We start from the raw sequence: 23,954 nt of genomic DNA, 5'->3' as shown, positions 1-23,954 counted from the left end.
TGGGGCGGAGCCCGGTGACGGGCGGATTCCGCCGCGTTCATGCCGCTAGTATATGACAATGGTTTCCATTATCAACAAGGGGACCCCTCGGAGAAGGAGCAGAACCATGTCCGCCCACTGCCAGCTGACCGGCGCCAAGCCCGGTTTCGGCAACACCATTTCGCACTCGCACCGGCGCTCCTCGCGCCGCTTCGACCCGAACATCCAGCGCAAGCGGTACTGGCTCGCCAGCGAGGGGCGCCACGTCCGCCTGACGCTCAGCGCCAAGGCGATCAAGACCGTGGACGCGATCGGCATCGAGGCCGCCGTGGCCCGGATCCGCGCCCGGGGAGGCAAGGCCTGATGGCGAAGAAGAGCAAGATCGCACGGAACGAGAAGCGCAAGGAGACCGTCGAGCGGTACGCCGCGCGGCGCGCCGAGCTCAAGGAGGCCATCCGCCGCGCCTCCTCCACCACGGCCGAACGCGACGCCGCCCTCGCGGAGCTGCGCCGCCAGCCGCGCGACGCCAGTGCCACGCGCGTCCGCAACCGCGACAGCGTGGACGGGCGCCCCCGCGGCCACCTGCGCAAGTTCGGACTCTCCCGCGTGCGGGTCCGGCAGCAGGCGCACGCCGGCTTCCTGCCCGGAGTGACCAAGTCCTCCTGGTAGCGAGCCTCCACCTCCGTACGCGTGCGGCACCCCGCCGAGGGGCACGGGGCCCCGGGATGCCGCACGCGTACGCGCACCTCTGATTTGGTAATGGGATCCATTTTCATATAGCGTCCCGTGTAACCGAGACGAGGAGCCCCACACCATGGCCGTCCCCAAGCGGAAGATGTCCCGCAGCAACACCCGTCACCGCCGCGCGCAGTGGAAGGCGACCACGCCCCAGCTCGTGCCGGTCACCGTCGACGGCACCGTCCACCAGGTCCCGCAACGCCTGGTGAAGGCGTACGAGCGCGGCCTCATCCACCCCGAAGGCTGACCTCGTGGCCCCGTACGACCGCCTGCCGGTGACGGTTCTGTCCGGCTTCCTCGGCGCCGGGAAGACCACCCTGCTCAACCATGTCCTCGGCAACCGCGAAGGCCTGCGGGTCGCGGTCATCGTCAACGACATGAGCGAGGTGAACATCGACGCCGAGCTCGTGCGCGGCGGCGAGGCGGCGCTCTCGCGCACCGAGGAGCGGCTGGTCGAGATGACCAACGGGTGCATCTGCTGCACCCTGCGCGACGACCTGCTCGAGGAAGTCGACCGGCTGGCACGCGAAGGCCGGTTCGACTACCTGCTCATCGAGTCCAGCGGCATCTCCGAACCCATGCCCGTGGCCGCCACCTTCTCCTTCCCCCGGGACGACGGCGCCACCCTCGGCGACCTCGCCCGCCTCGACACCATGGTCACCGTCGTCGACGCCGCCAACTTCCTCCGGGAACTCGCCGGCGGGGACGAACTCGTGGCGCGCGGTCTCGACCAGTACGAGGACGACGAGCGGACCGTCAGCGATCTGCTCATGGACCAGGTCGAGTTCGCGGACGTCATCGTCCTCAACAAGCTCGACCTGGTCGGACCGGACGACGCCGCCCGGCTGCGCGCCACCCTCGCCCGGCTCAATCCCGAGGCCCGGCTCGTGCCGGCCGTACGCGGCCACGTGGCGCTCGAACAGGTCCTGGGCACCGGGCTGTTCGACGTGGAGCGGGCCCAGCAGGCCCCGGGATGGGTCAAGGAGCTCAACGGGGACCACGTCCCGGAGACCGAGGAGTACGGCATCTCCTCGCTGGTGTTCCGCGCCGACGCGGCCTTCCACCCCGGCAGGCTGTGGACGTTCGTCACCAAGGGCCTCGACAGCGGCACCTTCGGCCGGGTCCTGCGCTCCAAGGGGTTCTTCTGGCTCGCCAGCCGCCCCCGGGTGACCGGCCTGTGGTCCCAGGCCGGAGCGGTGGCCCGGTTCGAGCCCTCGGGGGCCCGCGGCCCGGACTCCTCCCAGGGCCAGGAACTGGTCTTCATCGGCACCGGCCTGCGCGCCGACGCGCTCCGGGCGGCGCTCGAGGCCTGTCTGCTCAGCCCGGACGAACCGGTCCCCGCCGGGGACGAGTTCCCGGCGTGGGAGACGTACGGCATCGACGACGCCTGCGAGCACGAGCACGCCGCCGCTTCCGGCACGGCGGCCGTCTGAGACTCCGGGCCGGGTGGTGGTCGCAGCCACGGCACCACCCGGCCCGGCACACCCGCCCTGGCCGCCCCCTCAGGGGCGCGGGGCGGGAGGGGTGTTGCCGTAATAGGCGTCCGGTCCGTGCTTGCGGGTGAAGTGCCGCGCCAGCAGGTGCGCCGGCGGCTCGGAGGTGTGCCCGAGGCGGGACCCCAGGGCCAGGGTGTGCAGCGCCATCTCCGCCACCGCCTCGCAGACGACGGCGTTCTCCAGCGCGGCCTTCGCCGTGGCGCCCCAGGTGAAGGGGCCGTGCCGCGAGACGAGCGCTCCGGGGACCTCGTCGGCCCGGCGGGGGTCGCCGTCGAGCCGGGCGACGATCACCTGTCCGGTGTTGTACTCGTAGTCCTTCGCGCACTGCTCGGCCGTGAGGTCCGCCGTCACGGGAACGGGCCCGTTGAAGGTGTCGGCGTGCGTCGTGCCCAGCACGGGGATGGGGCGGCGCGCCTGGGCGAAGGCGACGGCGTGCGCCGAGTGCGTGTGGGTGACGCCGCCGATGGAGGGGAAGGCCCGGTAGAGGCACCGATGGGTCTCGGTGTCGGTGGACGGCCTGAGGTGCCCGTCGACCACCCGCCCGTCCTCCAGCGCCACCACCACCAGGTCCTCCTCGGTGAGGTCGGCGTACGAGACCCCGGACGGCTTGATGACGAAGACACCGGCGTCGCGATCCACTCCGCTGACGTTTCCCCAGGTGAGGGTGGCGAGTCCGGCTTCCGGGATGCGCAGGTTGGCCGCGAGGACCTCGCGACGGAGGTCCTTGAGGAGGGTCTCGCTCACTACGCTCTCACCGTCTCTCCGGCATGCGCGCCGGTTCCCGTGCCGACGTCCGGCAGGTCCCGCGGCCGCGCATGGATGGGCTGGACCGATCGGGGCCGCGCCAGGCGTCGCGGCTGCGCGAGCGCAGCTTCCCCGGTGCGGTTTCCCCGGTTCAGATTGTGAGCGTTAACACGCAGAAACCTCAAGAGGAGAGGAGAAGATTCCTGCCCACCCCGCACGGTCATCGCTGCATAATGTGAGCGCCAACATCGATACCGTGCCGCCGTTCTCCCGATCGGTCCGGGACGTGTGCGGGCCGCGGCCGGTTCGGTACCTTGAGGGAAGGCCGCTCGACGAGGAAAGGAAGAGAGTTGACCCAGCTCCCAGACGTCCCGCGAGCGCCCACGATGACGGACGTCGCGCGCGTCGCCGGCGTGTCCCACCAGACCGTTTCCCGGGTGCTCAGCGACCACCCGAACGTCAGCGCCAAGACCCGGGCCGCGGTGACGCAGGTCATCGAGCAGCTGGGGTACCGCCGTAACTCGGCGGCCCGGGCCCTGGCCACGCGCCGGACCCACACGCTGGGCGTCATCGCCGTGAACACCACGCTGCACGGGCCCGCCAGCACCGTGGCGGGAGTCCAGGAGGCGGCCCGGGAGCGGGGTTACCTGACCTCCGCCGTCACGCTCCGGACCGCCACGCGGACGGCCCTCGCCGAAGCCATGCAGCACCTCGCCGGGTGGGGGGTGGAGGGGATCGTCGCCGTCACTCCGCAGCGCGACGCGGTGAGGGCCCTGGCGGCACTGGAGGCACCGTGTCCGGTGGTCACCGTCGAAGGCGGCCACACCCTGGACCTGCCCGGGGTGTCGCTGGACCAGAACCTCGGCGCCCGCCTGATCACGGAGCATCTCCTCGCGTCGGGCCACGCCACCGTGTGGCACGTCGCGGGCCCGCCCGACTGGCTGGAGAGCGAGGCCCGTACGCAGGGGTGGGAGGACGCGCTGCGGGAGGCCGGCGCCGAGGTGCCGCCCCTGCTGCGCGGCGACTGGAGTCCACTGTCGGGGTACCAGGCCGGCCAGCAGCTCGCCGGTCGGGTGCGGGCGTCACGGGGGCGGGGGCCGGGCCTCACCGCGGTGTTCGTCGCCAACGACCAGATGGCCCTCGGCGTCCTGCGGGCGTTGCGGGAAGCGGGCCTGCGCACGCCGGAGGACGTGGCGGTCGCCGGCTTCGACGACATCCCGGAGGCGGAGTTCTTCCCGCCCCCGCTGACGACGATCCGTCAGGACTTCGCCTCCCTCGGCCGCGACAGCATCGGGCTGCTGCTGGACCACATCGAGGGCCGGACGGACGAGCCGACGCACCTGGTCGTGGCGCCCGAGCTCATCGTGCGCGCCAGTACGGCCCGCAGGATCCAACCCGCCGGGGAATGACCTCCACCGCCACCGCCCGGGGCCCGCTCCCCCACGGGCGGTGGGGTCGGGCGGCCCCCGCGGTACCGCGTACGGCGGCCCGTCAGGCGGCGACGGAGGTGAAGGCGTGGACCGTGGTGGAGCGGTACGGCAGGCCCGGGTGCAGGAGGACCGTCGGGTAGTCGGGGCGGTTCGGGGAGTCGGGGAAGTGCTGGGTTTCCAGCGCGACGCCCGCGTAGGCCCGGTACGGCCTGCCTCCCTTGCCCGTGATGTCACCGGTCAGGCCCTGGGCGGTGTAGACCTGGATGCCCGGTTCCGTGGTGCGCACTTCCATACGGCGGCCGGAAGCGGGCGCGTACAGCACGGCGGCCTTCCGGGGGCGGGCCCGCCGGGCGCCGTCGAGGACCCAGTTGTGGTCGAAGCCGCCGCCTGCGAGGGCCAGTTGCGGATCCGTACGGGTCAGGGCGTCGGAGAGCCGCCGGGGCCGGCGGAGGTCGAACGGGGTGCCGCTGACCGGGCGGTGGGGGCCGTCGGGGATCAGCTCGGCGTCCACGGGGGTGTAGAGGGGGGCCTCCACCTGGAGATGGTGGGAGAGGACGGTGCCGCGTCCCTCTCCTTCGAGGTTCCAGTAGGTGTGGTTGGTGAGGTTGACGATCGTCGGCGCGTCGGCGACCGCCCGGTACGACACGGTCAGGTTGTCCCGCCGGTCCAGCGTGTAGGTCACGCGGACGTCCAGGGCACCGGGGAATCCCTGGTCGCCGTCGGGGCTGTGCAGGAACAGCCGGACACCGGTGCGGTGAGCGGAGTGGAAGGGTTCGCACCGCCACACGCGCTGGTCGAACCCGTCGGGACCGCCGTGCAGGGTGTGCCCGTTCTCCTGGGTGGCGAGCCGGTGGGTGACGCCGTCGACGACGAGCCGGCCGCCCGCGATGCGGTTGGCGTAACGGCCCACCGTCGCACCGAAGTAGCGTGCGGAACCCTCGAGGGCGGCGGGGTCGAGGGCGGCGAGCACCACATCGGCCGGGTGGCCCCAGCGGTCCGGCACGGTGAGGGAATGGAGGCGGGCGCCGCGCGTGTGGACCTCCGCGCGGGCCCGGCCGGGGAAGCCGAACCGCCATCTCTCCCCCGATCCCTCATCCGCCGTGCGCAGGGGGCGGCCCGTCCGCGGACCGGGGGCGGTCCGCGGGGACCCGGCGGTCCGGCCGGCGGGTTCGGATGCGTGGGTCACGGCGGTGTTCCCTGGAAGTCGGTCCCTCGGAGGGGCCGCGGCGGGCTGTGGCCGCGGCACCCGAACGCGTGGGCACGGGAGGTACGGGCGGAAGGGGGCGGGGGATCAGTCGGCGGCGGGGCGGCGTCCGCCCATCAGCCGTTGCAGCACGATGAACACGAGCAGCAGGGCGCCGATGACGATCCGGGTCCACCAGGAGCTGAGCGTTCCCTGGAAGTTGACGACCGTCTGGATCATGCCGAGGACGAGCACTCCGAGGGCGGTGCCCAGGACGAAGCCGGAGCCCCCGGTCAGCAGCGTGCCGCCGATCACGGTGGCGGCGATCGCGTCGAGTTCCATGCCCATGGCGTGCAGGGCGTAGCCGGAGAGCATGTAGAAGGTCAGCAGCAGGCCGCCCAGCGCCGAGCACAGGCCGCTGACGGCGTATACGGCGATCTTGGTGGAGCCCACCGGAAGACCCATCAGCCGCGCGGAGGACTCGTTGCCGCCCAGCGCGTACACGGTGCGGCCGAAGCGGGTGTGGTGCAGTACGACGAAGGCGGTCAGCAGCACGGCCAGGGCGATGACGACCGGGATGGAGACGAACAGTCCTCCCGGGCCGTACAGGCGGGTCTGCGCGATGGCCGCCGTGGTGGGGTCGCCGATCGTGATCGATTCGGTGCTGATGGTGTAGCAGAGCCCGCGGGCGAGGAACATGCCGGCCAGGGTCACGATGAACGGCTGGATCTCGAAGGTGTGGATGATCCAGCCCATGAGCGTCCCGCTCGCGGCGCCGACCAGCAGGACCAGGGGAATGACGGTGGCCAGGGGCCACCCGTGCGACTCGACCAGCCATGCGGTGAGCATGGTCGACAGGGCCACCATGGAGCCGACGGACAGGTCGATGCCGCCGGTGAGGATGACGAAGGTCGCCCCGACCGCGACGACCAGCAGGAATCCGTTGTCGATCAGCAGGTTCAGTACGACTTGCGCGGAGAGGAAGCCCTCGTAGTGCACCGATCCGACGCCGAACATGCCCGTCAGCAGGACGGCCGTGACGATCAGCGGGATACGGGTGCGGGTGCGCGGGGACACCGTCGCGAAGGGGCGGGCGAGCTGCGCGGCGGCGGCCGCGATGCCGGTACTCATGCGCGTACCTCCTGCTGCTGCGGGGCGGCGCCCGCCGTGGTGTGCGATCGGGGGGTGCGCGTCCCGCGGCGGCGCAGGGCCTTGGCCCGGAAGACGGGGGACTGCACGAGACAGACGACGATGACGACGAAGGCCTTGAAGACGAGGGTGGTCTCGGGCGGGACGCCGAGGGTGTAGACGGTGGTGGAGAGGGTCTGGATGATCAGGGCGCCCAGGACGGTGCCGCCGAGGGAGAAGCGACCTCCGGTCAGGGCGGTGCCGCCGACGACGACGGCGAGGATGGCGTCGAGTTCGATCCACAGGCCGGCGTTGTTGCCGTCGGCACTGGAGACGTTGGAACTGATCATCAGTCCGGCGACGGCGGCGCACAGCGCGCTGAAGACGTAGACCAGGGCGAGCAGACCGCCGGCCCGGATGCCGACCAGACGGCTGGCGGCGGGGTTGCCGCCCACGGACTCGATCAGCATGCCGAGGGCGCTGCGACGGGTGACGAAGGCGGTGAGCGCGACGAGGGCCGCGGCCAGGAGGACGGCGAAGGGGAGGGTCAGCCAGTAGCCGCCTCCGATCATCTTGTACGGGCCGCTGCTCACCGTGATGATCTGGCCGTCGGTGATCAGCTGGGCGACGCCGCGGCCCGCGACCATGAGGATCAGTGTGGCCACGATGGGCTGCACCCCCAGCCCGGACACCAGGAAGCCGTTGGCGAGGCCCAGCACGAGGGCGACGCCGAGGGCGAGGGCGACGGCCGTGAGCATGGTGGCGACGCTTCCGGGACGCGCGGCGGTGGAGATGTGCGCGCAGGCCACGGCCCCGGCGATGGCGACGGTGGACCCCACCGAGAGGTCGATGCCGCGGGTGGCGATGACGAGGGTCATGCCGAGTGCCACCAGGGTGAGGGGCGCGCCGAACTGGAGGATGTCGATGAGGCTGCCGTAGAGGTGGCCGTCGCGTACGCGGACGGAGAAGAAGTCGTGGTGGAAGGCGAGGTTGCCGAGGAGCAGGGCGAGGAGGACGAGCGTCGGCCACAGCAGGCGGTGGCCGGCCAGTCGTCTCCGGATTCCGTCGGCCGCCCCGGACGTGGCGGGCTGGGGGGTCATGAGTCCGCTCCGGTGGCGATGGTCGTGAGGATGCGTTCGTGTGTGACGGTGTCGTCGTTCCTGAGGGTGGCCACCATGCGGTGGTCGCGGAGCACGGCGATGCGGTGGCTCAGGCGCAGGACCTCTTCCAGTTCCGCCGAGATGAACAGCACGGCGGTGCCCTCGCCCGCCAGGCGGGCCACGAGCTTCTGGATCTCCGCCTTGGCCCCGATGTCGATGCCCCGGGTGGGTTCGTCGAGGATCAGGAGCCGGGGTCCGGTCAGCAGCCACCGCGCGAGGAGGACCTTCTGCTGGTTGCCTCCGCTGAGGTGGCGTACCTGCGCTTCGGGGTCGGCGGGGCGGATGTCCAGGGCTTCGATCCAGTGGCGTGCCAGTTCGTCCTGTTTGGCACGGGCCAGCGGCCTGGTCCAGCCGCGGGCGGCCTGCAGGGCGAGGACGATGTTCTCGCGGACCGTGAGCTCGCCCACCAGTCCCTCGGACTTGCGGTTCTCGGAGCAGAAGGCGATGCCCCGGGCGATGGCGTGGCGGGGGGTGCGCAGGAGCACCTTCTCGCCCTCGATGCTCACTTCCCCGGCGTCCGCGCTGTCCGCGCCGAACAGGAGGCGGGCCACCTCGGTGCGGCCCGAGCCCAGGAGGCCGGCCAGGCCGATGACCTCACCGGCATGGATGTCGAGGTCGTACGGTTCGACCGAGCCCGTGCGGGTCAGCTGCCGCGCCCGGAGGAAGGGCTCGCCGGCCGCCCGTTCGACCGCCGTCTCGTGGGCGCGGTCGGACAGCTGGTCGAGGGTGGCCAGTTCGCCCCCGATCATGCGCTGCACCAGCGTCACCGGGGTGAGTTCGCCGATGGGGTACTCGCCTTCCAGGCGGCCGTTGCGCAGGATGGTGACGCGGTCGCAGAGGTCGAAGACCTGGTCGAGGAAGTGCGTGACGAACAGGATGGCCACACCGCGGTCCCGCAGGCGCCGTACCAGGGTGAAGAGCTGGGCGACCTCCTCCCGGTCCAGGCTGGAGGTGGGTTCGTCCAGGACGAGCACCTTCGCCGAGACGTCCACGGCCCGGACGATGGCGACCAGTTGCTGCACCGCCAGGGAGTGCGAACCGAGCAGACCGGTGACGTCGAGGTCGAGGTCCAGTTCCGTCAGCAGCTCTGCCGCCCGCCGCCGCGCCGCGGACCAGTGGACGAGGCCGAACCGGCGCGGTTCGCGCCCGATGAGGATGTTCTCGGCGACCGAGATGTTCGGGCAGAGGTTGACCTCCTGGTAGACGGTGCTGATGCCCGCCTGCTGCGCCTGGAGGGGGTCCCCGAACGTGTGGGGCCGGCCGTCGACGAGGACGGTGCCGCCGTCGGCGGGGTGGACACCGGTGAGCACCTTGATCAAGGTGGACTTGCCGGCGCCGTTCTCGCCCATCAGGGCGTGCACCTCACCGGGGAAGAGCCGCAGGGCGACTCCGTCGAGGGCGAGCACCCCCGGGAACTGCTTGCGAATGCCGTGGGCTTCCAGGACCGGCGGCGGGCCGCCGGCGTCCGCGGGCCGCGGGGTGGACGGGGATGCCATCCGCCCTCCTCTCGTGGATGGGGTGGTGGAGCGGGCTCCGGAGGGTGGAGGAGGCACCGGGTCCGGTCCTCCCGCGTCACCGGACGGGCCGCGTCAGTACTTCCGGGACGGCAGCGCGGCCGCGGCCTTGTCCTGAGGGAAGACGCCTTCCTCGGTCTCGACCCGGGGCGGCACGTCCTCGCCCGCCGCGACCTTCTTGGCCAGCTCCATCAGCTGGTCGCCGAGCAGCGGGTTGCACTCCACCACGACGTTGATCTTGCCCTCGGTCATCGCGACGAAGGCGTCCTTGATGCCGTCCACCGAGATCACCTTGATGTCCGTCCCGGGCTTCTTGCCGGACTCCTCGATCGCCTGGATGGCGCCGAGGGCCATGTCGTCGTTGTGGGCGTAGAGGACGTCGATGTCCTTCTCGGACTTCAGGAACGCCTGCATGACCTCCTTGCCCTTGGCGCGGGTGAAGTCGCCCGACTGCGAGGCGACGATCTTGAACTTGCCGTCGGCGCGGATGACCTCGGCGAAGCCGGCCTTGCGGTCGTTGGCGGGTGCGGAACCCGTCGTGCCCTGGAGTTCGACGATGTTCACCGGGCCCTGCTCGTTCGCGTACGCGCCGGTCAGCCACTCCCCCGCGGACTTGCCCTCCTTGACGAAGTCCGAGCCCAGGAAGGTCTTGTAGAGGGAGGTGTCCTTGGTGTCCACGGCGCGGTCGGTGAGGATGACCGGAATGCCCGCGTCCTTGGCCTCCTTCAGCACGGTGTCCCAGCCGGACTCCACGACCGGCGAGAAGGCGATGACGTCGACCTTCTGCTGGATGAAGTTGCGGATCGCCTTGATCTGGTTCTCCTGCTTCTGCTGGGCGTCGGAGAACTTGAGGTCGATCCCGGCCTTCTTCGCCGCCTCCTGGACCGACTTGGTGTTGGCGGTGCGCCAGCCGCTCTCGGCTCCGACCTGGGCGAAGCCGAGCGTGATGGCCCCGCCGGAGCCCTTCTTGGCCCCCGGGGCTGAGGAGGAGCCGGGGTTCTCGGTGGAGCAGGCGGTCAGCGCGGTGGAGGCGAGGAGGGCGGCGGCGAGTACGAGGGCTGCTCTGCGAGCCATGTCGGGGGTCCTTTCGGGGTGCACGGAGAAGGCGGCGGCGCACGACGGCCGGGGCGGCCGGAGTCGGGATCGACAGGAGAGGGGTCACCTGGGGGAAGGGGCGCCGTCGCATTGTGAGCGCTAACAAGTCACGTTCTCAAGCCCCTTGCGTGCGTTACCTGTCCGTGACCATCCCGGGTGCGGCGGCGGGTCGGGCCCCGCCTTTCCGCGACGCCGCCCGACCCGCCGCCCGAGGAGAGCGGCAACCCGCGCTGTCGCGGGGGCAGATCGACTCGCCCGTCCGGCGCGCGCGGCGGCCGCTCCACCGACGAAGCCCGCACACGACCGCCCGAACCCCTTGCCTCGCGACATTGTTAGCGCTCACACTGCGAGGACCGCCGATCACGCGGGCCGACTGCCGGGAGCGCGGGCGGGCCACTCCGCCCGCCGGGCCGCCCGCTGCCCCTCCGACTCCATCGAAAGGCACTCCTTTGACGTCACCCCATCCCCTCGCGCCCACCCCGTGTTCCGAGGAACCGGAGCAGTACACGGTCGGCGTCGACTTCGGCACGTTGTCGGGCCGCGCCGTAGTGGTGCGGGTCCGCGACGGTCAGGAGCTGGCCGCGGCGGTCCACGCCTACCGGCACGGGGTCATCGACCGGCACCTGCCGCACGGCGGTGCGCAGCTGCCTCCGGACTGGGCCCTGCAACACCCGCAGGACTGGCGGGACGTGCTGTGCCGCGCCGTCCCGGAGGCGGTGGCGGCGGCCGGGGTGGATCCCGCCGCGGTGATCGGCATCGCCACCGACTTCACCGCGTGCACCGTGCTGCCCGCGCTGGCCGACGGGACGCCCCTCGCCGAGACCGGGCTCGCCGTACGGCCCCACGCGTGGCCCAAGCTGTGGAAGCACCACGCGGCCCAGCCGTACGCCGACCGGATCAACGAACTCGCCCATGCCCGGGGGGAGAAGTGGATCGCCCGCTACGGCGGGAGGATCTCCGCCGAGTGGCAGTTCGCCAAGGCCCTCCAGGTGCTGGAGGAGGATCCGCTCGTCTACGACACCTGCGCGCGGTGGATCGAGGCCGCCGACTGGATCGTGTGGCAGCTCACCGGAACCGAGTCCCGCAACGCCTGCACGGCCGGGTACAAGGGCATCCACCAGGACGGCGCCTACCCGAGCGAGGAGTACCTGGCCGCGCTGAACCCCCGGTTCGCCGACTTCGCGCGCACCCGCCTCGAGTTCCCCCTCTCCGCGCTGGGCTCCCGCGTGGGCTCGCTGAGCACGGAGGCGGCGGCGTGGACGGGGCTGCGCCCCGGCATCGCGGTGGCCGCGGGCAACGTCGACGCCCATGTCACCGCAGCGGCGGCCCGGGCCGTCGAGGACGGGCAGCTGCTCGCCATCATGGGCACCTCCACCTGCCACGTCGTGAACGCCCCCGTCCTCGCCGACGTCCCCGGCATCTGCGGTGTCGTCAACGGGGGCATCGTCGAGGGGACCTACGGCTACGAGGCCGGCCAGAGCGCGGTCGGCGACGTCTTCGCCTGGGTGTTGGACCAGGGCGTCCCCGCGGAGTACCTCGCCGAGGCCGCCGACCGCGGCGAGGACCTGCACACCCTGCTGACCCGGAAGGCCTCCGGTCAGCCGGTCGGCGGCCACGGACTGGTCGCCCTGGACTGGCTGAACGGCAACCGTTCGGTCCTCGTCGACCACCACCTCTCCGGGGTCGTCGTGGGCCTCACCCTCGCGACCCGCCCCGAGGACGTCTACCGGGCGCTGCTCGAGGCGACCGCGTTCGGCACCCGCGTCATCGTGGAGGCGCTGGAGGCGGGCGGGGTACCGGTGCGCGAGTTCATCGTCGCCGGCGGACTGGCCAAGAACGAACTGCTGATGCAGATCTACTCCGACGTGCTGCGCCGCCCCGTCTCCCTCGCCGCGTCCGACCAGGGCCCCGCCCTCGGGTCGGCCATCCACGCCGCCGTGGCCGCCGGTGCCCACGCGGACGTACGCACGGCCACCGCCGCCATGGGCCGCCGACGGCCCGCCGTCTACACGCCCGACGCCTCACGGGCCGATGCCTACGACGCCCTCTTCGCCGAGTACCGGCTCCTGCACGACCACTTCGGCACCGGCGGCATGCTGCACCGGCTGAGGAGCATCCGCGACACGGCCCGCAACGCCGGCTGACCCCTCGCCCCGCCGTCCGTCACCACTTTCCCGCCCGCCCGCCGCCCCCACTCCCGTGGCGGGACGTCACCTCCAGGAGTCCATGTGCCCAGCCGAACGTCTCCCGCCCAGGAAATCTGGTTCCTCACCGGCAGCCAAGGCCTGTACGGGGAGGAGACCCTGAAGCAGGTCGCCGAACAGTCGCGGCGGATCGCCACCGTCCTGGCCGGCGTCTCCGGCCTTCCCGCCCGAGTCGTATGGAAGCCGGTACTGACCGGCGCCGACGCCATCCGCCGGACGTGCCTCGACGCGAACGCCGACGACCGGTGCATCGGACTGATCGCCTGGATGCACACCTTCTCGCCGGCCAAGATGTGGATCGCCGGACTGGACGCGCTGCGCAAGCCGCTGCTGCACCTCCACACCCAGTCGAACGTGGCCCTGCCCTGGGACACCATCGACATGGACTTCATGAACCTCAACCAAGCCGCCCACGGGGACCGCGAGTTCGGGCACGTCCAGGCCCGTCTCGGGGTACCCCGCAAGACCGTGGCCGGGCACGTCAGCGATCCGGTGACGACCGCGCGCGTCGCGGTCTGGGCGCGGGCCGCCGCCGCGCGGTCCGAACTGGCCGTCCTCAAGGTCGCCCGGTTCGGCGACAACATGCGCGACGTCGCCGTCACCGAGGGCGACAAGGTCGAGGCCCAGCTGCGCTTCGGCGTCTCCGTCAACACCTACGGGGTCAACGACCTGGTGGAGGTCGTCGACGCCGCGGACGAGACCGACGTGACCTCCCTCGTCAAGGAGTACGCGGACCTGTACCACCTGGCGCCGGAACTGCGGCCGGGAGGAGAACGGCACGACGCGCTGCGTTACGCGGCCCGCATCGAAGCCGGTCTGCGCACCTTCCTCGAAGCGGGCGGCTTCGGGGCCTTCACCACCAACTTCGAGGACCTGGGAGGCCTGCGCCAGCTGCCGGGCCTGGCGGTCCAGCGGCTCATGGCCCAGGGCTACGGCTTCGGGGGCGAGGGCGACTGGAAGACCGCCACCCTGCTGCGCGCCCTCAAGGCGGCCGCCGCCGGCCTCCCGGGCGGCACCTCCTTCATGGAGGACTACACCTACGACATGACGCCCGGCAACCAGCTCATCCTCGGGGCGCACATGCTGGAGGTCTGCCCCACCATCGCGGCCGACCGGCCCAGGTGCGAGATCCACCCCCTCGGCATCGGCGGGCGGGAGGACCCGGTGCGCCTGGTCTTCGACGCGGCCTCCGGGCCGGGCGTGGTGGTGGGCCTCGCCGACCTCGGCGACCGGTTCCGTCTGATCGCCAACGACATCGACGTGGTGGCACCGCCCCGGCCGCTGCCCGCCCTGCCCGTCGCCCGCGCGGTCTGGCGGCCCCACCCCGACCTGCGGACCTCCACGGAATCCTGGCTGACGGCCGGAGGGCCGCACCACACCGTCCTCAGCACCGCCCTCACCTCCGACCACCTCGACGACCTGGCGGAGATGCTCCGCATGGAACTCGTCCTCATCGACGGGACCACCACCCCGAAGCGGTTCCGGCGTGAACTCCGCTGGAGCCAGGCGTACTACCGGCTGGCACTGGGGCTGTGAACCCGGCGGAGCACGGAGCGGCCCCTGGCCGATGCCGATCCGGACGGGGGGATCAGAAGCCCGGCCCCGTCCACGCACGCGTCACGAATCGACGGGAGGACCCGCGCCCTCGGCCGTCTCCTGATCCCGGCCGGGATCAACGGAACGCCCTCAGCCCATGGGCAGGCGGGTGGGGTCGGCGATGATCCGCCGGACGGTCGACCATGCCGCGCCCAGCACCGGCCCGCGCCGCCCCAGGGCCGAGGGGCGCACCGCTTCCGGGGCCCAGGGGCGGACGGTGACCCGGGCGGCCAGTTCGGCGCGGACCGGCGGGAGGAGCCAGTCGGCGAGTTCGGCGTAGGCTCCGCCCAGGACGAGCGCGTCCGGGTCGATCAGGTTCACCGCCGAGGTGAGGGCGAGGCCCAGGGCCCGTCCCGCGCGGTCCAGGGCGCCCAGGGCCGGCGCGTCCCCGGCGGCCGCCCGCTCGGCCAGCAGGGCCACCGGATCGCCGGCGGAACCCAGCCCGGCCTCGCGCAGCACGGCGGCCCGGCCCGCGTACTGCTCCAGGCAGCCGCGGGCCCCGCAGGCGCAGCGGGGGCCCTCCGGGTGGACGGGCAGGTGACCCAGTTCGCCGGCGAAGCCGCGGGCGCCCCGGAACAGCTGCCCGCCGATGACCAGTGCGGCCCCGATTCCGGCCTCGGCGGAGACGTGGACGAAGGTCTCGGCGGGGTTCCCCTGGTGCCACTGCTCGGCGAGCGCCCCCAGGTTGGCCTCGTTCTCCGGCTCGGGAACGGCCGCCCGGTCGGGCCAGTGGTCGGCGGGGCGGACCGCCTGCCAGCCGAGGTTGGGCGCGTTCTCGACCAGCCCGCCCGGCGCGTTGGGCACCACCCCCGGCACGGCCAGGACACGGCCCTCGACGCGCAGGCCGAGGGCGGCGGCCTCGGACTCCGCCTCGGCGCCCAGTGCGGCGGCCTCCGCCAGGACCCGCCCGGCCGGCCGGCCCGCGTTGGCCCGCTCGACCCGGCGCCACACCCGGGGTTCGCCGCGCAGGTCCACGACACAGGCGGCGAGGTGGGTGACGCCGATCTCCAGGCCGAGGCCCGAGGGACCCCGGTCGTTCAGGGCCAGTGCCCGGCCGGGGCGGCCGACGCGTCCGCTGGGCGCGGTCTCCGTTTCGGTGAGGGCTCCCCGGCCGATGAGCTCGTCGACCATGGAGGAGACGGCCGGCCTGGTCAGGCCCGTGTGCCCGGCGACGTCCGCCCGGGAGAGGGGGCCGTGCGCGGCGACCGCGCCGATCACCGCCGCAAGGTTCTGCCGGCGCATCCCCTGCTGCGAGGCGGGCACGGCCTCCGCGCCCCCGCCCGCCCTGCCCCTCGCCGTCATGAGCCGCCGCCCTCCCTATCGCCCTTCCGGCGGGACCTCCTGCAACGCCCGCGCCCGACGCAGCGTACTGGTGATCCGTTCGAGCGTGTCGTCGTCACGGGTGACGGGGTCCAGTACCCGGCCCCCGGCGGTCCGCCAGCGCCGGGCGACCGCGTCGGCGGGCTCTCCGGTGAGCAGTGCGGCGGCCTGTGCGGCGGCCCCGAGCGCGACCGGTTCCCGGGCCTCGGGCACCTGGACCGCCCGGCCGGACAGCCTCAGGACGGTCCGCTGCCAGGCCCTGCCGCGGGCGCCGCCGCCGATGAGCAGCAGTGGTTCGTCGGGCGCCGGCGTCTCGCCTCCGGCGCGCAGCACGTCGTCCAGGGCCACGAGCAGGGCGTGCGCGGCACCGTCGTAGGCGGCCTGGAGCAGCTGTCCCGGTGTGGTGTCGTGGCGCAGGCCGTGGACGAGGCCGGAAGCACCCGGGAGGTCCGGGGTGCGCTCGCCGTCCAGGTACGGGAGCACCACCGCCGTGCCGCCTCCCTGGGCGTCCTCGCGGTCGCGGCCGAGGAGGGCGGCGAAGCGGTCGACGGCGAGGGTGCAGTTGAGCGTGCAGGCGAGCGGCAGCCAGCCGCCGAGGGCATCGGCGAAGCCGGCGACGGTTCCGCTCGGGTCGGCCGGCCGGGTCCGGCCGACGGCGTAGACGGTGCCGGAGGTGCCGAGGCTGAGCACCGGCCGTCCGGGCGTCAGGCCGAGCCCGAGGGCGGCGGCCATGTTGTCGCCGGTTCCGGTGGCCACCAGCGCGCCCTCGCGCAGCGGCATCCCGGCCCGGACGACGCCGGCCCGGGCGCCCGGGGGGAGGACCCGGGGCAGCAGCCCGGGGTCGAGGCCGATCCGGCCGAGGATGTCCCGGTCGTAGCCGTCCGGGCCCCACCAGCCGGTTCCCGACGCGTCACCGCGGTCGGTCACCGCCTCTCCGGTCAGCCGCTCCGTGAGGTAGTCGTGGGGAAGCCGGACGGCGGCGACGCGGTCGGCGGCGGCGGGCTCGTTGGCGCGCAGCCAGGCCCATTTGGCGGCGGTGAAGGCGGCCGTCGGGACGCTGCCGGTGCGGTGGGCGAGTTCCGCCGGCCCGAACGAGGCCCCGAGTGCGGCGGCCTGCGGGGCGGAGCGTACGTCGTTCCACAGCAGTGCCGGTCGCACCGGCCGGCCGGCCGTGTCGAGGGTGACCAGGCCGTGCTGCTGGCCGGCGATCGAGCAGGCGGCGGCGCGGTCGGCCCACCCCGTGGCGGCCATGGCCTCGCCGAGCGCCCGCCACCACCGTTCGGGGTCGCTCTCGCGTCCGGCGCCCGCGCTGACGGTGTGCGGGGCGCGGCCCTCGCCCAGGACGGCACCGGAGTCCAGGTCGACGGCGAGGGCCTTGGTGGACTGGGTGGAGCTGTCGACACCGATCACGACACGCTGGGCGGACATGCGTTCCTCCGGTGGGGTTTCCTTCTGACGTCTCGGCATACTAATTTGTTTTCTGCCATAACAAATAGCCCTCCCTCGGCATGGATCCGGAGCGCCCCATGACCAGCGACCCGCTCGTCCCCACTCCCGCGCACAGGTTCACCTTCGGCCTCTGGACCGTCGGCTGGCAGGGCCGGGACCCCTTCGGCGATCCCACCCGGCCCGCCCTCGACCCGGTCGAGGCCGTGCGGCGGCTGGCCGAGCTCGGCGCCTACGGCGTCACCTTCCACGACGACGACCTGATCCCCTTCGGCGCCGACGACTCCACCCGCGAGCAGGCGGTCAAGCGCTTCCGCACCGCACTGGACACGGCCGGGCTGAAGGTGCCGATGGCCACCACCAACCTGTTCACCCACCCGGTGTTCAAGGACGGCGCGTTCACCGCCAACGACCGGGCCGTACGCCGCTACGCGCTGCGCAAGACGATCCGCAACATCGACCTGGCCGTGGAACTCGGCGCCTCGGTGTACGTCGCCTGGGGCGGCCGCGAGGGCGCGGAGTCGGGCGCGGCCAAGGACGTCCGCACGGCGCTGGACCGGCTCAAGGAGGCCTTCGACCTGCTCGGCGAGTACGTCGAGGCCCAGGGCTACGATCTGCGCTTCGCCATCGAGCCGAAGCCCAACGAGCCGCGCGGCGACATCCTGCTGCCCACCATCGGCCACGCCCTGGCGTTCATCAACGAGCTGGAGCGGCCCGACCGGGTCGGCCTCAATCCGGAGGTCGGCCACGAGCAGATGGCCGGGCTGAACTTCCCGCACGGCATCGCCCAGGCCCTGTGGCACGGCAAGCTGTTCCACATCGACCTCAACGGCCAGTCCGGCATCAAGTACGACCAGGACCTGCGCTTCGGCGCGGGCGACCTGCGCCAGGCCTTCTGGCTGGTCGACCTGCTGGAGTCGGCCGGCTACGACGGCCCCCGTCACTTCGACTTCAAGCCGCCGCGCACCGAGGACTCCGCGGGGGTGTGGGCCTCGGCGGCCGCCTGCATGCGCAACTACCTGCTGCTGGCGGAGCGTTCCCGCGCCTTCCGGGCCGACCCGGACGTACGGGCCGCCCTCGACGCCTCCCGGCTGCCCGAGCTCGCCCTGCCCACCGCCGAGGACGGCCTGGCCGGACTGCTGGCCGACCGTTCCGCCTCCGACGGGTTCGACGCCGAGGCCGCCGCCCGCCGCGGCATGGCCTTCGAGCAGTTGGACCAGCTCGCCCTCGAACACCTCCTCGGCGCCCGCTGAGGCGCAGTCAGGAGCCGGGCCGGCGTGCCACGGCCCGGCCGGGGGCGCCCTCCCCGGGGAAGGCGTCCGGGTGCCGCGCGACGTCGCACCACGGGTACTCGCGCGTCCAGAAGCGGCCGAGGCGGAAGACGCTCAGCGGGATGCCGCGCCCCGCCGTGCCGTCGACGAAGCGGTTGACGGTGGCCTCGTCGCGAACGGGTGAACCGCTCCCGCAGCCCGTACCCCGGCTCCCCCACCCCGAGGGAGAGCTGTCCGGACACGAAGTGCCGGCCGGCGGCGTCGGTGGCGAAGCCGGTGCCGCGCCCGCCGGCGGTGCGGGCTCAACGGCGGGGGGCGGGGCCCGCGCTGCGGCGCAGCACCATCTCGGGCGCGATCCGCACGTGGGTGGGGGTGTGCGCGACGCCCTCCAGCTCCTCGACGAGCAGTTCCAGGGCCCGGCGGCCCAGCTCGGCGAAGTCCTGCCGCACGGTGGTCAGGGGCGGGGTGAAGTAGGCCGCCTCGGGAATGTCGTCGAAGCCGACGACGCCGATGTCGCCCGGGATCGAGCGGCCGGCCTCGTGCAGGGCGCGCAGCAGGCCCAGGGCCATGTGGTCGTTGGCACAGAAGACGGCGGTGACGTCGCTCAGCCCGGCGATCCGCAGGCCCGCCCGGTAGCCGGAGCGTGCGCTCCAGTCGCCGCGCTCGACAGGCGGCACGGGGGCCCCGGCGGCCTCGAGCGTGCCGCGCCAGCCCTCCTCGCGGTCCTGGCTCTCCAGCCAGCCGGCCGGGCCGGCGAGGTGGTGCACGGTCCGGTGGCCCAGCTGGAGCAGGTGCCGGGTCGCTGCCTCGGCACCGGACCGGTTGTCCACCGAGACCATGGGAACCCGCGAACGGCTGCCCGATCCGACCGCGACGACCGGCACGGAGCTGGAGAGCCCGGCCACCGCGCTGACGGCGGAGATCTGGGGCGCGATCACGACGACGCCTTCCACACCCTGGTCGCGGAGCCGGTCGACGGCCTCCTGGACCGAGCGGCCGTCCAGGGAACGCAGGCTGGTGACGCTGACGGAGTACCCCGCGCCGCGCGCGGCCTGCTCGATACCGTCCAGCATGGAGGCGGGGCCGTAGAGGGTCGATCCGAAGCTGACCACCCCGAGGTTCTGCGAGCGGCGGGTGACCAGGGCCCGGGCGGCGGAGTTCGGGCGGTAGTCCAGCTCACGGATGGCGGCGAGCACCCGGTCCCGGGTGCCGGGCCGTACGTGCGGGGCGCCGTTGAGCACCCGTGACACCGTCTGGTGGGACACGCCGGCCAGTTTGGCCACGTCCGCCATCACGGGGTGGCGCTGCTCGGCCCCGGCACCGTCGGCTCCCACTCGCACTCCCTCCTCGACTGCGGGCCACGGTACGCCACCGCCTCTCGCCGAAGGCCACGCGGGCACGGGCGAGCGCGGGGGCCGATGCGCGGACGCCCCGCCGAAGGGGCCGGCCGCCTGCTCCCTCGTCGTCCGACGATGATCCGGACACGCCCCTTGACGACACTCTTGTGAGCGTTAACACTCAGGTATCGCCAGGCAGGAGCCGCAGCAACCGACTTCGCCGAGGGCGAGGAAACCACTCCCCGGCCGTCCTGCCCGACCGCTCCCGGTCGCCCGACCGGGTCGCACCGTGCCGGTCGCGCACCACCACTGGAGGAACTGTGCGGAAGCTTTCGGCGAGCCTTGCCACCGTGGGCCTGACACTGTCGCTGGCGGCTTGCGGCCAGAGCGCCAACGGAGCGGGCGACGGCGGGACCGGCGGGAACGCCAAAGGCGGCCTCATCGGCATCGCGATGCCGACCAAGTCGTCGGAGCGCTGGATCAACGACGGCACCAACATGGCCAAGGAGTTCCAGGCCAAGGGCTACAAGACGGACCTCCAGTACGGCGACAACGTCGTGGAGAACCAGGTGTCCCAGGTGGAGAACATGATCACCAAGGGGGCCAAGCTGCTGGTGATCGCCCCGATCGACGGTTCCTCGCTCACCAACGTGCTGCAGAAGGCCGCCGACGCGCACGTCCCCGTCATCTCCTACGACCGGCTGATCCGCGGCACGGGGAACGTCGACTACTACGCGACCTTCGACAACTACAAGGTCGGCGTCCTCCAGGGCGGTTACATCGTCGACAAGCTCGGTCTCAAGGACGGCAAGGGCCCGTTCAACATCGAGCTGTTCGCCGGCTCACCGGACGACAACAACGCCGACTTCTTCTTCAACGGGGCCATGAGCGTCCTCAAGCCGTACGTCGACGACAAGAAGCTGGTCGTGCGGAGCGGCCAGACCTCGTTCAACCAGATCGCCACCCTGCGCTGGGACGGCGGTCTCGCCCAGTCCCGGATGGACAACCTGCTGAGCAAGTCGTACACCGCCGCCCCCGTCGACGCCGTGCTCTCGCCGTACGACGGCATCTCGATCGGCATCATCTCCTCGCTCAAGGGCGTCGGCTACGGCACCGGCCGGCCCCTGCCCGTCGTCACGGGCCAGGACGCCGAACTGGCCTCGGTGAAATCGATCATCGCGGGCGAGCAGACCCAGACCGTCTACAAGGACACCCGTCAACTGGCCAAGGCGGCGGTCCAGATGGGCGACGCCCTGCTGACCGGCGGCAAGCCCGAGGTCAACGACACCAGCCAGTACGACAACGGCGTCAAGACCGTCCCGGCCCAGCTGCTCCAGCCGGTCAGCGTCGACAAGGACAACTACCGGAAGGTCCTGGTGGACAGCGGCCAGTACACCGCGGACCAGCTCACGTAGCCTTCGGGCCCCGCCCAGGGGCCCGAGCCGAACCGGCGGCGCGACGCCCGGGCCATCGCCCCGCACCCGCACCGCCCCGAACGATACGGACGCACAGCCATGGCCGGACCCGTTCTCGAAATGCGCTCGATCAGCAAGTCGTTCCCCGGTGTCAAAGCGCTCTCCGAGGTCAACCTGACCGTGGCCGCGGGTGAGGTGCACGCCGTCTGCGGCGAGAACGGCGCCGGCAAGTCCACCCTGATGAAGGTGCTCAGCGGGGTCCACCCGCACGGCAGTTACCGGGGCGAGATCCGCTTCGAGGGCCGCCCCTGCCGGTTCCGGGACATCCGGGCCAGCGAGCGGCAGGGCATCGTGATCATCCATCAGGAACTCGCGCTCGTGCCCCACCTGTCCATCGCCGAGAACATCTTCCTGGGCAACGAGCACGCCACCCGGGGCTTCATCAGCTGGCACCGGACGCTGACCCACGCCGCCGAACTGATCCGGCGGGTCGGGCTCGACGAGAGCCCGCACACCCGGATCACCGATCTCGGCGTCGGCAAACAACAGTTGGTCGAGATCGCCAAAGCCCTCGCCAAAGACGTCAGACTGCTCATCCTGGACGAGCCGACGGCCGCGCTGAACGACGAGGACAGCCGCAAGCTGCTCGACCTGATCCTCGGACTCAAGGCGCGGGGCATCGCCTGCGTCCTCATCTCGCACAAGCTGAACGAGATCGCCCGGGTCGCGGACGCCGTCACCATCCTGCGTGACGGCCGGACCGTCGAGACCCTCACGATCGGCCCCGAGGGCATCTCCGAGGAGCGGATCATCCGCGGCATGGTCGGCCGCGACCTGGAACACCGCTACCCCGAGCGCACCCCGGAGATCGGCGAGGTCGCCTTCGAGATCGAGGACTGGAGCGTCCTGCACCCGGTCGACCACCGGCGGAGGGTGGTCGACCGCGCCTCGCTGAACGTCCGCCGGGGCGAGATCGTCGGCATCGCCGGCCTCATGGGCGCCGGCCGCACCGAACTGGCCATGAGCGTCTTCGGCCGCTCGTACGGACGGTGGACCGGCGGCCGCGTACGGCTGCACGGCCGGGAGATCCGTACCCGGACGGTGCCGGAGGCGATCGGGCACGGCATCGCGTACGTGACCGAGGACCGCAAGCAGCTCGGCCTCGACCTCGACGACGACATCAGCCGGAACATCTCGCTGAGCGCCCTCGGCAAGGTCGCCCGGCGGGGCTGGGTCGACCGGCACGAGGAGGCCCGGATCGCCGAATCGTTCCGGCGGAGCATGAACATCAAGGCCCCCTCGGTGTTCGCGCGGACCGGCAAGCTCAGCGGAGGCAACCAGCAGAAGGTCGTCCTCAGCAAGTGGATCTTCGCCGGGCCGGAGGTGCTGATCCTCGACGAACCCACCCGGGGCATCGACATCGGCGCCAAGGCGGAGATCTACACCGTCATCGCGGGACTCGCCGACCAGGGCAAGCCGGTCCTCGTCATCTCCTCCGAACTCCCCGAACTCCTGGGCCTGTGCGACCGCGTCTACACCATGGCCGAAGGCCGGATCACCGGTGAGGTGCCCCGTGCGGAGGCCACCCAGGAATCCCTCATGCGGCTCATGACCATGAGCGCGGCATACCCCGACAAGCAGGTGTGAGGCATGGCGCAGACCGAGACCACCCCAGACACCAAGCCCGGCGTCCCGCGGACCGGCCGACGGCCCTCGGCCGGTGCCGTACTGGCCCGAGCGCTGCGCGGCAACCTGCGCCAGTACGGGATGCTGCTCGCGCTGGCGCTGATCGTGCTGCTGTTCCAGATCTGGACGGGCGGCATCCTGCTCCAGCCGCTCAACATCACCAATCTGATCCAGCAGAACGGCTACATCCTCATCCTGGCGATCGGCATGATGATCGTCATCATCTCCGGGCACATCGACCTGTCGGTCGGCTCGCTCGCCGCCTTCGTCGGGGCGGCCGCGGCGGTGATGATGGTCGAGCACGACGTGCCGTGGCCGGTGGCGGTGGCGGTCTCGCTGCTGATCGGGGCCCTCGCCGGGGCCTGGCAGGGGTTCTGGATCGCCCATCTCGGGATCCCGTCGTTCATCGTCACGCTGGCCGGCATGCTACTGTTCCGCGGCGGCACCCAGATCCTCCTGCACGGCCAGTCGGTGGCGCCGTTCCCCAAGGGCTTCCAGAACATCAGCAGCGGGTTCCTCCCCGCGGTCGGCCCGCACACCGACTACCACAACCTCACCCTGCTGCTGGGCCTCGTGGTGCTGGCCGTCACGGTCCTCCAGGAGGTGCGCGGACGGCGACGGGCCGCGTCGTACGGGCTGGAACTGCTTCCGCGCGGGCTGTTCCTGCTGAAGCTCGGCGCGATCGCGGCGGCCGTGGTGGCCTTCACGCTGCTGCTGGCCAGCTACCACGGGGTGCCGGTGGTCCTGCTGATCTTCGGCGTCCTGCTGGTCGGCTTCGGGTACGTGATGCGCAACTCGATCCTCGGCCGGCACACCTACGCCATCGGCGGCAACGAGGCGGCGGCGAGGCTGTCCGGGGTGAAGAGCAAGCGGGTCGTCTTCCTGGCCTTCGTGAACATGGGCGTCCTCGCGGCCCTGGCCGGACTGGTCTTCGCGGCGCGGCTCAACGCCGGCACGCCGCAGGCCGGCATCAACTTCGAGCTGGAGGCCATCGCCGCCGCCTTCATCGGCGGTGCCTCCGCGAGCGGCGGCGTGGGGACCGTCCTCGGTGCCCTCACCGGCGGTCTGGTGCTGGGCGTACTGAACAACGGGATGTCGCTGGTCGGCGTGGGTACCGACTACCAGCAGGTGACCAAGGGCCTGGTGCTGCTCGCGGCCGTCGGCTTCGACGTCTACAACAAGCGCAAGGCCGGCACCTGACCGGGCCCCTCC

At 72.2% G+C, this 23,954-nt stretch carries 20 protein-coding genes and 1 pseudogene; 11 read left to right on the top strand and 10 right to left on the bottom strand.

Features of this window, described 5'->3' with window-relative positions; all coding sequences use genetic code 11:
* The first annotated feature begins 106 nt into the window (after positions 1-106).
* The 4 genes from rpmB (at position 107) to ACZ4WZ_RS03960 (ending at position 2,150) form a co-directional block, all read left to right on the top strand.
* Entirely contained in the window at positions 107-343 is a 237-nt protein-coding gene (rpmB, locus tag ACZ4WZ_RS03975; protein ID WP_467884721.1) for a 50S ribosomal protein L28, read from the top strand.
* Positions 343-648 (top strand): 30S ribosomal protein S14, encoded by a 306-nt coding sequence (rpsN, locus tag ACZ4WZ_RS03970; protein WP_467884719.1) that lies wholly within the window; start codon positions 343-345, stop codon positions 646-648. Before rpmB ends, rpsN begins: the two co-directional genes overlap by 1 nt.
* Before the next feature lie 145 nt (positions 649-793).
* Positions 794-964 (top strand): 50S ribosomal protein L32, encoded by a 171-nt coding sequence (gene rpmF, locus ACZ4WZ_RS03965; protein ID WP_467884718.1) that lies wholly within the window; start codon positions 794-796, stop codon positions 962-964.
* A 4-nt stretch (positions 965-968) separates the two neighbouring features.
* Entirely contained in the window at positions 969-2,150 is a 1,182-nt protein-coding gene (locus ACZ4WZ_RS03960) for a GTP-binding protein (protein WP_467884716.1), read from the top strand.
* 69 nt (positions 2,151-2,219) lie between these two features.
* Here the strand turns inward: ACZ4WZ_RS03960 and araD are convergent, their stop codons facing one another.
* Positions 2,220-2,957, bottom strand: coding sequence for an L-ribulose-5-phosphate 4-epimerase AraD (gene araD, locus ACZ4WZ_RS03955; RefSeq protein WP_467884714.1), 738 nt, complete (start codon positions 2,955-2,957; stop codon positions 2,220-2,222).
* Positions 2,958-3,343: 386 nt separating this feature from the next.
* Between araD and ACZ4WZ_RS03950 the strand changes: the two genes are divergently transcribed.
* Entirely contained in the window at positions 3,344-4,366 is a 1,023-nt protein-coding gene (locus ACZ4WZ_RS03950) for a LacI family DNA-binding transcriptional regulator (protein ID WP_467884982.1), read from the top strand.
* 82 nt (positions 4,367-4,448) lie between these two features.
* On the opposite strand, the gene ACZ4WZ_RS03945 is transcribed toward ACZ4WZ_RS03950, so the two are convergent.
* The 5 genes from ACZ4WZ_RS03945 to ACZ4WZ_RS03925 form a co-directional block, all read right to left on the bottom strand.
* The gene (locus ACZ4WZ_RS03945; protein ID WP_467884712.1) at positions 4,449-5,573 is read right to left on the bottom strand and encodes an aldose epimerase family protein; all 1,125 of its coding nucleotides are present in this window, start codon (positions 5,571-5,573) and stop codon (positions 4,449-4,451) included.
* A 105-nt stretch (positions 5,574-5,678) separates the two neighbouring features.
* Positions 5,679-6,701: a galactofuranose ABC transporter, permease protein YjfF gene (gene yjfF, locus ACZ4WZ_RS03940; protein ID WP_467884710.1), complete on the bottom strand. Its 1,023-nt coding sequence runs from the start codon at positions 6,699-6,701 to the stop codon at positions 5,679-5,681.
* A complete protein-coding gene (locus ACZ4WZ_RS03935) occupies positions 6,698-7,798 on the bottom strand; it encodes an ABC transporter permease (protein ID WP_467884708.1) in 1,101 nt (366 codons plus the stop codon). The genes yjfF and ACZ4WZ_RS03935 overlap by 4 nt, the downstream gene beginning before the upstream one ends.
* The gene (locus tag ACZ4WZ_RS03930) at positions 7,795-9,354 is read right to left on the bottom strand and encodes a sugar ABC transporter ATP-binding protein (protein WP_467884706.1); all 1,560 of its coding nucleotides are present in this window, start codon (positions 9,352-9,354) and stop codon (positions 7,795-7,797) included. Before ACZ4WZ_RS03930 ends, ACZ4WZ_RS03935 begins: the two co-directional genes overlap by 4 nt.
* 93 nt (positions 9,355-9,447) lie before the next feature.
* Positions 9,448-10,446, bottom strand: coding sequence for an ABC transporter substrate-binding protein (locus ACZ4WZ_RS03925; protein ID WP_467884704.1), 999 nt, complete (start codon positions 10,444-10,446; stop codon positions 9,448-9,450).
* A 470-nt stretch (positions 10,447-10,916) separates the two neighbouring features.
* Here ACZ4WZ_RS03925 and araB point away from each other — a divergent pair, with 470 nt between their 5' ends.
* Together araB and araA are read left to right on the top strand one after the other, a co-directional pair.
* Complete coding sequence (gene araB, locus ACZ4WZ_RS03920) at positions 10,917-12,611, top strand: ribulokinase (protein ID WP_467884703.1); 1,695 nt, start codon at positions 10,917-10,919, stop codon at positions 12,609-12,611.
* An 84-nt stretch (positions 12,612-12,695) separates the two neighbouring features.
* Positions 12,696-14,207, top strand: coding sequence for an L-arabinose isomerase (gene araA / locus ACZ4WZ_RS03915; RefSeq protein ID WP_467884701.1), 1,512 nt, complete (start codon positions 12,696-12,698; stop codon positions 14,205-14,207).
* A gap of 150 nt (positions 14,208-14,357) precedes the next feature.
* On the opposite strand, the gene ACZ4WZ_RS03910 is transcribed toward araA, so the two are convergent.
* A complete protein-coding gene (locus ACZ4WZ_RS03910) occupies positions 14,358-15,569 on the bottom strand; it encodes an ROK family protein (protein ID WP_467884699.1) in 1,212 nt (403 codons plus the stop codon).
* Between the two features lie 15 nt (positions 15,570-15,584).
* Positions 15,585-17,015 carry a xylulokinase gene (gene xylB, locus ACZ4WZ_RS03905; RefSeq protein ID WP_467884697.1) on the bottom strand — a complete coding sequence of 477 codons (1,431 nt, stop codon included), beginning with the start codon at positions 17,013-17,015 and terminating at the stop codon, positions 15,585-15,587.
* A gap of 98 nt (positions 17,016-17,113) precedes the next feature.
* Between xylB and xylA the strand changes: the two genes are divergently transcribed.
* Positions 17,114-18,286, top strand: a complete 1,173-nt coding sequence (gene xylA / locus ACZ4WZ_RS03900; RefSeq protein ID WP_467884696.1) for a xylose isomerase — start codon at positions 17,114-17,116, stop codon at positions 18,284-18,286.
* Between the two features lie 55 nt (positions 18,287-18,341).
* Here the strand turns inward: xylA and ACZ4WZ_RS03895 are convergent.
* Positions 18,342-18,600 (bottom strand): annotated as a pseudogene (locus tag ACZ4WZ_RS03895) (hypothetical protein); the annotation flags it as partial.
* 6 nt (positions 18,601-18,606) lie between these two features.
* Complete coding sequence (locus tag ACZ4WZ_RS03890) at positions 18,607-19,596, bottom strand: LacI family DNA-binding transcriptional regulator (protein ID WP_467884979.1); 990 nt, start codon at positions 19,594-19,596, stop codon at positions 18,607-18,609.
* 365 nt (positions 19,597-19,961) lie between these two features.
* On the opposite strand from ACZ4WZ_RS03890, the gene chvE reads away from it, so the two are divergent.
* The 3 genes from chvE (at position 19,962) to mmsB (ending at position 23,942) form a co-directional block, all read left to right on the top strand.
* Positions 19,962-21,056 carry a multiple monosaccharide ABC transporter substrate-binding protein gene (gene chvE, locus ACZ4WZ_RS03885; protein WP_467884694.1) on the top strand — a complete coding sequence of 365 codons (1,095 nt, stop codon included), beginning with the start codon at positions 19,962-19,964 and terminating at the stop codon, positions 21,054-21,056.
* Between the two features lie 99 nt (positions 21,057-21,155).
* Positions 21,156-22,703, top strand: a complete 1,548-nt coding sequence (gene mmsA, locus ACZ4WZ_RS03880) for a multiple monosaccharide ABC transporter ATP-binding protein (protein ID WP_467884692.1) — start codon at positions 21,156-21,158, stop codon at positions 22,701-22,703.
* A 3-nt stretch (positions 22,704-22,706) separates the two neighbouring features.
* Positions 22,707-23,942, top strand: coding sequence for a multiple monosaccharide ABC transporter permease (gene mmsB / locus ACZ4WZ_RS03875; protein ID WP_467884690.1), 1,236 nt, complete (start codon positions 22,707-22,709; stop codon positions 23,940-23,942).
* The last annotated feature ends 12 nt before the right edge of the window (positions 23,943-23,954 follow it).

The sequence above is a fragment of the Streptomyces sp. NPDC029122 genome, from assembly GCF_055569445.1.
Note: the sequence above shows the minus strand (reverse complement) of the source record. Positions and strands in the feature narration are given on the sequence as shown.

Bases quoted from the DNA above. Each gene is read 5' to 3' on its own strand.
- ACZ4WZ_RS03910 (WP_467884699.1), bottom strand. From the start codon at position 15,569: ATGACGGCGAGGGGCAGGGCGGGCGGGGGCGCGGAGGCCGTGCCCGCC.
- ACZ4WZ_RS03925 (WP_467884704.1), bottom strand. From the start codon at position 10,446: ATGGCTCGCAGAGCAGCCCTCGTACTCGCCGCCGCCCTCCTCGCCTCC.
- ACZ4WZ_RS03950 (WP_467884982.1), top strand. From the start codon at position 3,344: ATGACGGACGTCGCGCGCGTCGCCGGCGTGTCCCACCAGACCGTTTCC.
- rpsN (WP_467884719.1), top strand. From the start codon at position 343: ATGGCGAAGAAGAGCAAGATCGCACGGAACGAGAAGCGCAAGGAGACC.
- ACZ4WZ_RS03935 (WP_467884708.1), bottom strand. From the start codon at position 7,798: ATGACCCCCCAGCCCGCCACGTCCGGGGCGGCCGACGGAATCCGGAGA.
- ACZ4WZ_RS03930 (WP_467884706.1), bottom strand. From the start codon at position 9,354: ATGGCATCCCCGTCCACCCCGCGGCCCGCGGACGCCGGCGGCCCGCCG.
- xylA (WP_467884696.1), top strand. From the start codon at position 17,114: ATGACCAGCGACCCGCTCGTCCCCACTCCCGCGCACAGGTTCACCTTC.
- mmsB (WP_467884690.1), top strand. From the start codon at position 22,707: ATGGCGCAGACCGAGACCACCCCAGACACCAAGCCCGGCGTCCCGCGG.
- yjfF (WP_467884710.1), bottom strand. From the start codon at position 6,701: ATGAGTACCGGCATCGCGGCCGCCGCCGCGCAGCTCGCCCGCCCCTTC.
- xylB (WP_467884697.1), bottom strand. From the start codon at position 17,015: ATGTCCGCCCAGCGTGTCGTGATCGGTGTCGACAGCTCCACCCAGTCC.
- mmsA (WP_467884692.1), top strand. From the start codon at position 21,156: ATGGCCGGACCCGTTCTCGAAATGCGCTCGATCAGCAAGTCGTTCCCC.
- ACZ4WZ_RS03890 (WP_467884979.1), bottom strand. From the start codon at position 19,596: ATGGCGGACGTGGCCAAACTGGCCGGCGTGTCCCACCAGACGGTGTCA.
- rpmB (WP_467884721.1), top strand. From the start codon at position 107: ATGTCCGCCCACTGCCAGCTGACCGGCGCCAAGCCCGGTTTCGGCAAC.
- rpmF (WP_467884718.1), top strand. From the start codon at position 794: ATGGCCGTCCCCAAGCGGAAGATGTCCCGCAGCAACACCCGTCACCGC.